At 64.7% G+C, this 11,664-nt stretch carries 12 protein-coding genes; 6 read left to right on the top strand and 6 right to left on the bottom strand.

The window, feature by feature from the left end; translation table 11 throughout:
- The first annotated feature begins 114 nt into the window (after positions 1-114).
- Positions 115-666: a hypothetical protein gene (locus ABZ293_RS04400; protein ID WP_355177290.1), complete on the top strand. Its 552-nt coding sequence runs from the start codon at positions 115-117 to the stop codon at positions 664-666.
- On the opposite strand, the gene ABZ293_RS04395 is transcribed toward ABZ293_RS04400, so the two are convergent.
- Together ABZ293_RS04395 and ABZ293_RS04390 are read right to left on the bottom strand one after the other, a co-directional pair.
- Positions 659-2,011 (bottom strand): MFS transporter, encoded by a 1,353-nt coding sequence (locus ABZ293_RS04395; RefSeq protein ID WP_355177289.1) that lies wholly within the window; start codon positions 2,009-2,011, stop codon positions 659-661. The two genes, ABZ293_RS04400 and ABZ293_RS04395, sit on opposite strands and share 8 nt — an antisense overlap.
- A 92-nt stretch (positions 2,012-2,103) precedes the next feature.
- Entirely contained in the window at positions 2,104-2,565 is a 462-nt protein-coding gene (locus tag ABZ293_RS04390; RefSeq protein WP_355177288.1) for an NUDIX domain-containing protein, read from the bottom strand.
- 260 nt (positions 2,566-2,825) lie between these two features.
- Here ABZ293_RS04390 and ABZ293_RS04385 point away from each other — a divergent pair, with 260 nt between their 5' ends.
- Entirely contained in the window at positions 2,826-3,611 is a 786-nt protein-coding gene (locus ABZ293_RS04385) for a pirin family protein (protein WP_355177287.1), read from the top strand.
- A 110-nt stretch (positions 3,612-3,721) separates the two neighbouring features.
- On the top strand, positions 3,722-4,204 hold the full coding sequence (locus ABZ293_RS04380; RefSeq protein WP_355177286.1) for a DUF4190 domain-containing protein: 483 nt from the start codon (positions 3,722-3,724) through the stop codon (positions 4,202-4,204).
- Here the strand turns inward: ABZ293_RS04380 and ABZ293_RS04375 are convergent.
- Complete coding sequence (locus tag ABZ293_RS04375; protein ID WP_355177285.1) at positions 4,182-4,733, bottom strand: hypothetical protein; 552 nt, start codon at positions 4,731-4,733, stop codon at positions 4,182-4,184. The two genes, ABZ293_RS04380 and ABZ293_RS04375, sit on opposite strands and share 23 nt — an antisense overlap.
- A gap of 132 nt (positions 4,734-4,865) precedes the next feature.
- On the opposite strand from ABZ293_RS04375, the gene ABZ293_RS04370 reads away from it, so the two are divergent.
- The 3 genes from ABZ293_RS04370 (at position 4,866) to ABZ293_RS04360 (ending at position 8,202) form a co-directional block, all read left to right on the top strand.
- Positions 4,866-5,717, top strand: coding sequence for a Scr1 family TA system antitoxin-like transcriptional regulator (locus ABZ293_RS04370; protein WP_354954183.1), 852 nt, complete (start codon positions 4,866-4,868; stop codon positions 5,715-5,717).
- A gap of 10 nt (positions 5,718-5,727) precedes the next feature.
- Entirely contained in the window at positions 5,728-6,105 is a 378-nt protein-coding gene (locus tag ABZ293_RS04365; RefSeq protein ID WP_355177284.1) for a DUF397 domain-containing protein, read from the top strand.
- A gap of 78 nt (positions 6,106-6,183) precedes the next feature.
- The gene (locus tag ABZ293_RS04360; RefSeq protein ID WP_355177283.1) at positions 6,184-8,202 is read left to right on the top strand and encodes a M13-type metalloendopeptidase; all 2,019 of its coding nucleotides are present in this window, start codon (positions 6,184-6,186) and stop codon (positions 8,200-8,202) included.
- A 47-nt stretch (positions 8,203-8,249) separates the two neighbouring features.
- Here the strand turns inward: ABZ293_RS04360 and ugpC are convergent, their stop codons facing one another.
- The 3 genes from ugpC to ABZ293_RS04345 all read right to left on the bottom strand — a co-directional run bounded on the left by ugpC (position 8,250) and on the right by ABZ293_RS04345 (position 11,585).
- On the bottom strand, positions 8,250-9,329 hold the full coding sequence (gene ugpC / locus ABZ293_RS04355) for a sn-glycerol-3-phosphate ABC transporter ATP-binding protein UgpC (RefSeq protein ID WP_355177282.1): 1,080 nt from the start codon (positions 9,327-9,329) through the stop codon (positions 8,250-8,252).
- A 66-nt stretch (positions 9,330-9,395) separates the two neighbouring features.
- Positions 9,396-10,724, bottom strand: coding sequence for an ABC transporter substrate-binding protein (locus ABZ293_RS04350; protein ID WP_355177281.1), 1,329 nt, complete (start codon positions 10,722-10,724; stop codon positions 9,396-9,398).
- A 69-nt stretch (positions 10,725-10,793) separates the two neighbouring features.
- Entirely contained in the window at positions 10,794-11,585 is a 792-nt protein-coding gene (locus tag ABZ293_RS04345; protein WP_355177835.1) for a carbohydrate ABC transporter permease, read from the bottom strand.
- Between the last annotated feature and the right edge of the window lie 79 nt (positions 11,586-11,664).

Here is an 11,664-nt window from a genome sequence, read left to right as displayed (position 1 = left end):
TTACTCGACCGCGCTGTCGGAATGCGGTATCGCGAGCGGGTGCGATGGTATCGAATTCGCGTTGGCTTCGCGCGATGACGGAACCGGATGGCCGGGCGCCGCGTCCAAATAGATATGAACGAGATCGAGTACGTATTCGGGACCGGCGACGGCACGGTCCACATCTGGACCACCCAGGCGGACCTGGATCTATCCGGATCGGGTGTGGGTGACGCGGTCGGCCTCGACTTCGACGGCGACGGCCTGGCCGATGACGTGCTATGGGATTCGCACGGCACCGGCATCGCCGATGTGGTCGGGTTGGATCTCGACGATGACGGTGTACCCGACCACTTCTTCACCGATCCGACCGGCAATGGCACCTGGAATCACGAGATAACCGGCAATCCGGCCGATGCGGACAGCGAACACCTCGACTGGATCGTGCGCACCGAGCCGGAGCCGGACCACCTCGCCGCCAATGGGTTCGGCGCCGCACTGTCGAATCATGATGAGCCGTTGCCGGATTCCCCATCGGCGGATCCGCATGCCGCGGCGGACGGCGTCATGCAGCGATTCGCTGCGGGGTGGCGGTCGGCAGACGGGTGGGCGCAGGTGGCCGCGTTCGGGGAGCACCGTACCTGGTCCGCCGATGAACCCGGTTACCCCGCAAGGCCGTTCAGTTGACGACCGGTGCGCGCCGGTTGTTCAGCGCGATGGCCGCGATTCCGGCGCAATAGATCCCGGCGCCGACCAGCACCACCCCGATCGAGCGTCCATCCGCCGGTATCACCAGAGCGGTAGCCGCGATTGCCGCCACGAACGCGATATTGAAGACGGTGTCCTGCAATGCGAATACCTGACCGCGCCTGGTGTCACAGATATCGATCTGCATCGTCGCGTCACCGGTCAGTTTGATGATCTGCCCCGCCAGCCCGAACAGGAACGCACCGACGAGCAGCAGCTGATGCGCCCGATGCGCCGCGGTACCGGCCGTTGCGATGGCGGTCGGCGTGACCAGCGTCAACTGGACCACGGTCGCGGTGCACAGACCGAGCACGACCGTGCGCGTCCGGCCCAGGCGCGGAATCAGCAGCGGTGCGACGACCGCCGCGACCAGCATCCCCGCCGCGGTGGCGCCGATGGCGAGCCCGAAACGGGTCAGCCCGGTGTTGGCCCCGCCGCCGTCGACCGGCGCCTGCCGCAGCACCAGCACCATGATCAGGGTGTTGGTGCCGAAGACGATCCGGTGCACGCCGATGCCGACCATCGCGGTGGTGACCTGAACCGCGCCCCAAACCGCCGCCGCACCATGGCGCAGGCCGGTCAGGACCGCATGTATCGCACTGTCACGCACCGCCGTTCCCGGCTCCGGGCCCAGTACCCCGGCCCCGAATCCGGCCGCGAGCACCGCACCGAAGACCGACCAGACCGCGCTGATCGCCACCGCGATCGCCGAGGCGAAATCACCGGCACCGATCAGTCCGATGATCGCGACCGCGGTGGCGGCACCGACACCGGCACAGCCGGAGGCCACCGTGGCGAGCACCGAATTCGCGGGCACCAGCCAGTGCTGGTCCAGCACCCGGGGCAGGGCTGCGGACACACCGGAGAGTACGAATCTGCTGATCCCGACCACGGCCAGCGCCAGCAGCAATAGGGGCGTCGAACTGCTACCCGCCAAGAGCCCGACGCTGACCGCGCTGATCAGAATCGCCCGCGCGACATTGGCGACCAGCAGCACTGCGCGCCGGTCCCAGCGGTCGAGCAGTGCACCGGCATAGGGTCCGATCAGCGAGTACGGCAGCAAGAGCACCGCGAAGGCCGCCGCGATGGCCAGCGGATCGGTCTCGCGTTCCGGATTGAACAGGATGGCGCCCGATAGCGCCGCCTGGAACATGCCGTCGCCGAACTGACCGGTGAAGCGGACCAGGGCCAGGCGCAGCACGCCGGGACTCTCGCGCAGCGCCGTCTGTAGCGATACCGGTCGCTCGTCCGCGGGAGTAGAGCCTTCGGGGCGACCAGTGGACACGTCGAAAGGCTACTGTGTTCGATCGCAGTGCCTTCGGAACGTCGCTCGTAAGACTCGCTCCGTAGTGGTCGGGAATGTGGCCGTGTCGCCGATCAAACGCATTTGACCAGGGCGGAGATCGTTTCGCGCATATCAGGGGCCATCGGCAGCTCGTCCAGGGCCGCGGCATCGATCCAGGCGAAGGCGTCGTGTTCACCGGGCTCCAGCGCCACCTCACCCGGTTCCACCTCGACCACGAAGCTGTACTTGCGGACCCTGGCCTTGGTGCGGGTGGCGTAGTCGAAGCCGCCGAGGAAGTCGGTGATATCGCGCACACGCAGACCGGTCTCCTCGAACAGCTCGCGTGCCACGCATTCGGCCAGCGTCTCCCCGGATTCGACTCCGCCACCAGGCAGTTCGTACATTCCGCCGTGGTAATCGTCCGGTACGCGGCGGACTACCAGTAGTTTGCCGTCTCGGAAAACCGCGACACCGACGACGAAATCGCTGATCCCATCGCGCTGTGCGGCATTGCGGAGTTGTCGCTCGATGCGGGCGAGTGCCTCGGGTCGCATCTGGTCGTCACCTCCGGTTGCGTTGTGGCGCATGGTGTTACGAATCCGCCCTGGGTGTGGGCGGCGGCATCGGTGCGGTAGCGGGTTGATCAGGGTGACGATTCGACGAACCGGTTGGTACTGCTCGCCTGCCGTTCACCCGCCGGTCGCTCGCGTAAAATGCCGAGTGCAGGACAATTTACTAGGAATTCGGAGTACCGCGTCATAAGTGCTCCTACCCTGAAAGGTGATCGGTGCACGGTCCCGAGAGGAGGACCATGATGTCCACACTCACGACACCACACATCGATGTCCATCGCGGCGGCGATCGCATGAAAACGCGCGTGTCCTGGCTGGATTCGAAGCACTCGTTCTCCTTCGGGGAGCACTACGATCCCGACAACACCCATCACGGACTGCTGCTCGTCAATAACGAGGATATTGTTTCCCCTGGTCAGGGCTTTGAAACCCATCCGCATCGGGATATGGAGATCGTGACCTGGGTGCTCGGCGGCAGCCTGGTGCACCAGGATTCGCTCGGTCACAGCGGCGTCATCTATCCCGGCCTGGCGCAGCGGATGAGCGCGGGCACCGGAATCCTGCATTCGGAGAAGAACGACTCCTGGCGGCTGGACCGCGGCACCGAACACGACGAGCCGGTGCATTTCGTGCAGATGTGGGTGGTCCCCGACGAGCCGGGCCTGGAGCCGGGCTATCAGCAGCTCGAGATCGACGACGAATTGGCGGGTGGCTCGCTGGTGACCGTGGCCTCCGGCCTGCCGCGTTACCGCGACCGGACCGCGATCGCCATCGGCAGCAGTCATTCGGCGATGCACGTGGCGCGCCTGACGGGCACCGGTGACACCGAGCAGTCGGTCGACCTACCTGACGCACCGTACCTACATCTGTTCGTCGCCAGGGGCGAGGTGGAGATGGAGGGTGTCGGCCCCCTGTACACGGGTGATGCGGTGCGGCTGACCAGGTCGGGTGGGCAGCGGGTGATCGCCCGCGGACCCGCGGAGATTCTGGTCTGGGAGATGCACGCGCGGCTCGGCTCGCAGCCCTAGCGATAGCTCGAAGGTCGCTGGAAAGGATCAGCCGGGCTCGGCATAAACATTCCCCGATAATGCGATCAGTAGCCGATTGCCGCGCAAGCGCACCGGTTGAGAGGAAGTCCATGTCGCAGTATCCGCCGCCAGGCCAATATCCGCCGCCCGGTGACTATCCACGCCCTGGGCCGTACCAGGGGCAGCCCAACTACTGGCAGGAATCGCCCAAGCGGAAGGGCCTGTCCATCACCACATTGGTGCTCGGCATCCTGGGCTTCCTGAGTTGCTGGACACTGATCGGCGGCTACCTGTTCGGCCTGTTCGCACTGATCTTCGGCATCATCGCGTTGGTCAAGATCCGTTCCGGCAGCGCGGGTGGCACCGGCATGGCCGTCACCGGCCTCATCCTCGGCGTGCTCGCCCTGGTCGCGGCGATCCTGCTCAGCATTGTCGGCTGGAGCTTCTTCGTCGACTCCGGTGGCAAGAACTACCTGGACTGCGTGCAGAAGGCGGGCAACGATCAGACCAAGCTCAACGAATGCCGGGACAAGTGGCAGCACAGCATCGAGCAGAGCTTCAGCGTGACGCTCACTCCGCGCCCGAGCCCTTGAGGTGAGCGACCACCGACTGTTCGAGTTCGCGCCCGCCTTTGCTGGCACACGCCCTGGTCGCGGCGATGACATCGCAGAGTTCGGGGCGGTAGTCGTCCTCGGGCGACGCGATCCAGACCCGGTAGCCGCTGTGTTCGTCGGTCGGCGAGGGCAGCACGATCCGGCTGCCGGGCAATGCCACCGAGGCGCACACCCGGAACAGTTCTGGGAACAGTGTCATATCGAGATATGAGTTGTCGGTCGGACCGGTGAGGAAGGACCAGCGGCTGGAGCGCGGGTGCGCGATGATCGGTCCGGTGCGCCCGCAGGCAGCCAGCAGGTGGGCGTGGACACGCTTGCCGAGTACGGCGGGCATGACGACCGCGCCGACCGCGCCGATCTCCAACAGAATGCGCCCGAGTGTGGGATCGACAACCCCGTAGAGTCCGTTGTCCTTGCGGTAGCGGCGACAGCGGGCCAAGGCTTCCTGGGCCGCCGCGAAGTCCTGGGCTGCAAGGTAGCTACCCGGTTCCATACGCGACGTACTCATGACGAACCTCGCCTCGACTTTGAGTGGATCGACGTGAAAAGCAAAGTTGCCGCTGAGCTCGACCATAGACCGACACTACTGAGATGACAATAGTCACACGCCGGAAAATCCTTCGGCGTAACATCGTTAGCCATGGCACCCGTTTCCCCTACAGTTGCTCGTTGGGAACTGGTGCTGCGTCTGCGGGAGTTGCGCGAACAGCGCGGCTTCGATTCGGCGACCTTCGCCAAGCGGGTCGGCTTCACTCCGGCCAATTGGTCGCACGTCGAGAAGGGGCGGCGAGTTCTCACCACCAACACCATCGGCCCGGTACTCGAACTGCTAGAGGTGGACGCCGAGGAGCGCGAGGAGTTGCTGGCCCTGCTCGAGGCGAGCAAACAGCGTGGCTGGTGGGCCAAATCGTCGGCCCTGATCGGGCCGGAACTGCAGCGGCTGTATGGCATGGAGTTCGGCGCACACAGCATTCGCAGCTATGACAGTTTGGTGTTTCCCGGACTGCTACAGACCGAGGATTACGCTCGCGCACTCATCCGTGCGGACGTGATGATCCGTCCGGTACAGGTCGAGCAACTGGTAGCCATCCGGATGCGGCGCCAGGATCGGCTGCGCGGTAAGGGGGCGGTCGAGCTAACCGCGGTAATCGGCGAGGGCACCCTGCTGCAGCAGACCGGCGGTCCTGAAGTACTGCGCGGACAGTTGGAGTATCTGGCGAAGTTGATCGAGCAACTCGACAATATCGAGGTGCGGGTCATCCCGTTCGCTGCCAAGGCGGGTGCGGTGCTCGGCGGTTCCAGCTTCCATCTGATCGACTTCGCCGGCGAACAGCTGCCGACCTTCGCCTGGGCCGAGAGCGCGGTCTTCGGCGGAGCGGTCGACGACCCGGAACAGGTACGCGATTTGAGCTTCGCTTACGTTCGCGCGCTGGAGCAGTCGTTGACTCGTGACGAGTCATTGGCCCTGATCAGCCGCTATGCACGAGTGTAAAATCCTGCCCATGGCCACCACCGCTACCCTCCGGTCGGTTTTTACTGACTGGTTCACGTCGACTCGATCGAACAACGGCAATCAATGCGTCGAGGTCCGGTTCGATGGTGACGCGGTGCTCATCCGTGACAGCAAATACCGCCGCAACCCGGCCAACCGCCCCGCCGAAGAGCCCGTCATCACCGTTACCGCGAGCCTGTGGACCTCGTTCATCAACCTCCTCAACAGCGGGCGATCGCACAACGAGTTGATCGCGCATACGCACGCCGACGGCAGCGCCACCGTGCGCCACGGCGACATCACTCTGACCTACACCTCCGAAGAGTGGGATGCCTTCCTCGCCGGAGCGCGCGACGGCGAATTCGACCGCATCATTCTCCCCGCCTGACCGTTCCGCCCCGGCCGTCCGCGCGGCCGGGGCAAACCACGGCGACGGCATTCTCGTCACCTCGGCATACTGGAGATCGTGACTTCCGATCTGAGCAGTCCCTCCGGTATCGATCTTTCCTACCTCGACCAGGCCGTTCGGGTGCAAGACGACCTGTTCGCCCATGTCAACGGCACTTGGCTGGATACCTATGAGATACCCGCGGACCGCGCGGTCGACGGTGCCTTCCGGGCGCTGTACGACCAGGCGGAACTGGATGTCCAGGCGATCATCCAGAACACCGCTGGCTCATCGGCCGAGCACGGCAGTGATGCGCGCAAGATCGGTGATCTGTATTCGAGCTTCATGGACACCGAGACGGCGGCCTCGCTCGGACTCGCGCCCATCGCGGGTGAACTCACCGAGATCCGCGAGATCGCCGACCGCGGTGCCTTCGCCGCGCTGCTCGGCAGGTTGCAGCGCACCGGCGTCGGCGGCGCGCTCGGTGTGTACGTCGATACCGACGATAAGAACTCCAATCGGTATCTCGCGCACGCCACCCAGTCCGGGATCGGGCTGCCCGACGAGTCCTATTACCGGCAGGACGAATTCGCCGAGATCCGGGCCGAGTACATCGCGCATATCGGGCGGATGTTCGCCCTGGCCGCCGCCGAACCGCAGATCGCCGCGCTACTGCCCGACGATCTGGCGACGGTCGGGCAGCGGGTGTTCGAACTGGAGCGCAAACTCGCGGCCGGGCACTGGGATGTGGTGCGCCGTCGCGATGCCGAACTGAGCTACAACCTGACCACCTACGACATGCTGGTCGCCGAGAATCCGGAATTCGATTGGCATGCCTGGACTTCCGCGCTCGCCGAGGGGGTATCCGAGTCCGGTCCCGGGCTGTTCGCCGAAGTGGTTGTGCGCCAGCCGGATTACGTGCGCACCTTCGCACAGACCTGGGCCGCCGAATCGCTGGCCGACTGGCAGGCCTGGGCGATGTGGCGGCTGTTGCGTTCGCGCGCCGCCTATCTCACCGATCCCATTGTCGAGGAGAACTTCGACTTCTACGGCCGCACCCTCACCGGAGCGCAGGAGAACCGGGAACGCTGGAAGCGCGGTGTTTCGCTGGTGCAGGATCTGCTCGGCGAGGCGGTCGGGAAGCTGTATGTGGCCGAACACTTCCCGCCGGAGGCCAAGGCGCGGATGGTCGAGCTGGTCGCGAATCTGCAGGAGGCCTACCGTCGCAATATCGCCGATCTGGACTGGATGGGCCCCGAGACCAGGGCCGCGGCGCTGGCCAAACTGGAGAAGTTCACCCCCAAGATCGGCTACCCGGATAAGTGGCGCGACTATTCCGCCATCGTGATCGTGCCGACCGATCTGGTCGGCAACTATCGTCGCGGCTACGCCGCCGAACACGACCGCGATCTGAACAAGCTCGGCGGACCGGTCGACCGCGGCGAATGGTTCATGACCCCGCAGACGGTGAACGCCTACTACAACCCGGGCATGAACGAAATCGTCTTCCCCGCCGCCATTCTGCGGCCGCCGTTCTTCGATATGCACGCCGACGCCGCCGCCAACTACGGCGGCATCGGTGCGGTGATCGGGCACGAAATCGGGCACGGGTTCGACGATCAGGGCGCCAAGTACGATGGCGACGGCAATATGGTCGACTGGTGGACCGATGCCGACCGCGCCGAATTCGGCAAGCGCACAAAGGCTTTGATCGATCAGTATAGCGTGCTGTCGCCCAAGGCGCTGTCCGAAGACCACACCGTCAACGGTGAATTCACCATCGGCGAGAATATCGGCGACCTCGGTGGTCTCTCCATCGCCTTGGCCGCGTACCAGATCGCTCTCGAGGGCGCGGAGCCGCCGGTGATCGACGATCTCACCGGTATGCAGCGCGTCTTCTACGGTTGGGCCCAGGTCTGGCGCACCAAGGCCCGCGATGAGGAGGCCATCCGCCGCCTGGCCACCGACCCCCACTCCCCGCCGGAGTTTCGCTGCAATGCGGTGGTTCGCAATATCGACAGCTTCCACGAGGCTTTCGATGTGCAGCCGGGCGACGAGCTGTATCTGGAGCCCGCGCAGCGCGTCAAGATCTGGTGAGCATCCGACTGCCGGGTCGCCGATCACGGCGACCCGGCAGCCGGGTTTCAGCGCAGACGTTCCTCGGATTCGGCGTCGAAGAAGAAGATCTCGTCGAATTTGGGGCGCAGGCGTAGGCGATCGCCGAGGGCCACTTGGAAGCGGCGGTCCACCCGGGCTACCACCTTGCCGGAGCGGCTGTTCCATTCATCGGTCACGCCGTGGCTGTAGATGAACGATTCCGCGCCGAGCTCTTCGAGGAGTTCGGCGGTCACGGCGAGGCTGTTGTCCGCATCGGTGGTCGCTGCCCAGGATTCCGGACGAATGCCGACCACGACCCGTTCGCCGGTTGCACTGCGGGGCAGGGGAATTCGCAGCTCGCCGAGGACGGCGGCACCGTCGCGGACCGGGGCGTCCAGCAGGTTCATACCGGGTGAGCCGATGAAGCCGGCGACGAAGGTGTTCACCGGGTTGTCGTAGAGCTCACGGGGTTTGGCGATCTGCTGGAGTTTGCCGTCACGCAGCACCGCGACCCGATCACCCATGGTCATGGCCTCGACCTGGTCGTGGGTGACGTAGACGGTGGTGGTGCCGAGCCGCTTCTGCAGCGCGGCGATCTGGGAGCGGGTGCTCACCCGCAGTTTGGCGTCCAGGTTGGACAGCGGTTCGTCCATGCAGAAAACCTGGGGGCGGCGCACGATGGCGCGCCCCATCGCGACGCGCTGGCGCTGTCCACCGGAGAGTTTTGCCGGTTTGCGGTCGAGCAGATGCTCGAGTTCGAGCATTTTCGCCGCCTCCTGGACGCGAACCGCGGTGTCCGCCTTGTTCATTCCGGCATTGCGCAGCGCGAAGCCCATATTCTGCGCGACGGTCATATTCGGGTAGAGCGCATAGCTCTGGAACACCATCGCCACATCGCGGGCCCGCGGCGGCAGCCCGGTGACATCCTTGCCGCCGATCAGGATGCGGCCCGCCTCAACCGATTCCAGTCCCGCCAACATCCGCAGGCTGGTCGACTTACCGCAGCCCGATGGCCCGACGAGGACGATGAATTCCCCGTCGGCGATATCGAGCTCCAGGTTGTCGACAGCAGGCGTCGGCGCACCGGGATACAGATGCGTCACCCCGTCGAAGTGCACTGTTGCCATGCTGTCGCTCCCTGTGTCGGATTCCTGGCGCGCCCGGGCCGGATGCGCGCCGCGGTTGGTCGGTGCTTACTTGGGCAGCTTCGGCGTGATCTGCCGATCGATAATGGCCTGCAGCTGGCTGGCCACATTGGCGAAAGCCGTTGCCGGATCGGCGTTCTGCAGACCGATCTGCTCCAGTCCGGTGCCGATGATCTGGTCACCGCCGGGCACGAATACCCGCGCGTAATCCTGCGATTTGGTCACCGCGAGCTGCTCGATGGCCACCTTCGAGTTCGGGTTCTTGGTGAGGAAGTCGACCTCGCTCGGATCGGACACCGCCGACTTGCGCACCGGCATATATCCGGTGCCCTGCGAGAAGTACGCGGTATTGGCCGCATTGGTGATGAACTCGATGAACTTCAGCGCATTCACCTTCCGCTGATCGGAGATGCGCGATGGAATCGCCAGGCCAGCACCGCCGGTGGTGACGCCCGGTCCGTTGGGGTGCGGCAGGAATGCGGTACCGAACGTGAGTTTGCCCTCGGCGTTCTTCTGGATGCCCTTCAGATCGCCGGTGGAGGCGATGGTGGAGGCGATGACACCGGTGCCGAAGTCGACGGCGATCTGCGGTTTGATGCCCGCGTATTTCTTGGTGTGGATCATATCGCGCAGGAACTGGCCCGCCGCAATGGTTTTGGGATCGGTGAACTTCAGCGACCACTGATCGGAGTAGGCGCCACCGAAGGTCCAGTTCGGTCCCTGGAAGGTCCAGGCCAGGTAGTTCTTGGCATCACCCCAGCCGTGCGCGAGCTTGCCGTCGCCGACCACCGACTGGATCTTCGGGCCCCACTCGTCGAATTCCTGCCAGCTCTGCGGGCCGCGGTCGGGCAGACCGGCCTTCGCCCAAACATCCTTGTTGTAGTAGAACAGCGGTGTCGAACGCGAATACGGCAGCGCGTAGTGCTTACCGTTGAACACATAGTCCGCGGCCAGCGAATCGACATAGTCGTCCAACTTCACCCCGGCATCGGCGAAGTGCCCGTCCAGCGGCTCGATGGTGCCGTTGAGCGCGTAGTTGAACCACCAGACATCCGAGAGCACAACGACATCGGGCAGCTTACCGCCGGACAGCGCCGCATTGAACTTCTGCGACACCTCCTCGTAGTTCTTGCCCGCGTCGACCAGCTCGACCTTCAGGTCCGGATATTTCGCCTGGAACCGGTTGATCAGCTCGGTCTCGAGGTCCTTCGAGGTGCCAGGGTGATTCGACCAGAAGGTGATGGTGTTGTCGTCGCCGGACTGTTTGCCGCCACCGCCGCTGCCCGCGCACGCGGTCAGTGCGGTACCCGCGGCGAGCGCACCGGCCAGTCCGATGAATCCGCGCCGCGACAGTGCGGGGAACTGTGAAGTGGACACTGTTTCTCCTAGTTGGTTCAGTATCGCGTAGCGATTCCTCGACCGGTGGTGGACGGGCGGCGGGTGGGCTTACCCCTTGACCGCACCCGAGGTGAGGCCCTTGATCATGTGGCGCTGCAGCAGCAGGAATACGACGAGAATCGGCAGCATGGTCAGCAGCGTGCCCGCCATCACCGGTCCCCAGTTGGTGACGCTCGGATTCTCGGTGTTCTGCAACAGGGTGAGGCCGACCGGCAGGGTGGCGACCCTGGTGTCATCCGCCATCAAGAACGGCCAGAGGTATTCGTTCCATTCGTTGACCAGCGTGACCACCGCGAAGGCCACCATGGTCGGTCCGGACATCGGCAGCACCACCCTGGTGAGCAGCCGCCACCAGTTGGCACCGTCCATCCGCGCCGCTTCGATCACCTCCGAGGGCAGCGACAGGAAATGGTTGCGCATCAGGAAGGTGCCGAAGGCCACTCCGCAGAGCGGAACGATGATGCCCTGGAAGGTATTTCGCCAGCCCACCTGGGCGATCAGCGCGTAATTGGAGATCACCGTGATCTGGTTGGGCACCATCAGCGCCGCGATGATCACCAGGAACATCACGGTCTTGCCCGGAAAGCGCAGGAACACCAGGCCGTACGCGCTGAACACCCCGAGCACGAATTTCACCAGCGCGACGATCCCGGTGACGATCAGCGAGTTGCGCAGGAATGTCCAGAACGGCAACGCGGTGGTGGCCTCCTCGTAGTTCTCCGGATGCCAGCTGTGCGGCCAGTACACCGCGGGCTGGGTGTAGATATCCGGACGCGCCTTGAACGAGGTGATGAAGATCCAGAACAGCGGAACGCCGACGATGATCAGTACGCACACCATCGCGGCGTAGCCGAGCAGGGTGACCACGCGCTGTCGGCGCCGATACGAAAGGGTCTCGATACGGTATTGATGCCGTCCT

Source organism: Nocardia sp. NPDC005998 (genome assembly GCF_040614395.1).
GTDB lineage: Bacteria > Actinomycetota > Actinomycetes > Mycobacteriales > Mycobacteriaceae > Nocardia.
This window is presented reverse-complemented; position numbering and strand designations above follow the sequence as displayed.

What these genes read in the sequence shown, in the direction of transcription:
- ABZ293_RS04400 (WP_355177290.1), top strand. Translation starts at nt 115, where the DNA reads ATGAACGAGATCGAGTACGTATTCGGGACCGGCGACGGCACGGTCCAC.
- ABZ293_RS04390 (WP_355177288.1), bottom strand. Translation starts at nt 2,565, where the DNA reads ATGCGACCCGAGGCACTCGCCCGCATCGAGCGACAACTCCGCAATGCC.
- ABZ293_RS04385 (WP_355177287.1), top strand. Translation starts at nt 2,826, where the DNA reads ATGTCCACACTCACGACACCACACATCGATGTCCATCGCGGCGGCGAT.
- ABZ293_RS04380 (WP_355177286.1), top strand. Translation starts at nt 3,722, where the DNA reads ATGTCGCAGTATCCGCCGCCAGGCCAATATCCGCCGCCCGGTGACTAT.
- ABZ293_RS04375 (WP_355177285.1), bottom strand. Translation starts at nt 4,733, where the DNA reads ATGAGTACGTCGCGTATGGAACCGGGTAGCTACCTTGCAGCCCAGGAC.
- ABZ293_RS04370 (WP_354954183.1), top strand. Translation starts at nt 4,866, where the DNA reads ATGGCACCCGTTTCCCCTACAGTTGCTCGTTGGGAACTGGTGCTGCGT.
- ABZ293_RS04365 (WP_355177284.1), top strand. Translation starts at nt 5,728, where the DNA reads ATGGCCACCACCGCTACCCTCCGGTCGGTTTTTACTGACTGGTTCACG.
- ugpC (WP_355177282.1), bottom strand. Translation starts at nt 9,329, where the DNA reads ATGGCAACAGTGCACTTCGACGGGGTGACGCATCTGTATCCCGGTGCG.
- ABZ293_RS04345 (WP_355177835.1), bottom strand. Translation starts at nt 11,585, where the DNA reads ATGGTGTGCGTACTGATCATCGTCGGCGTTCCGCTGTTCTGGATCTTC.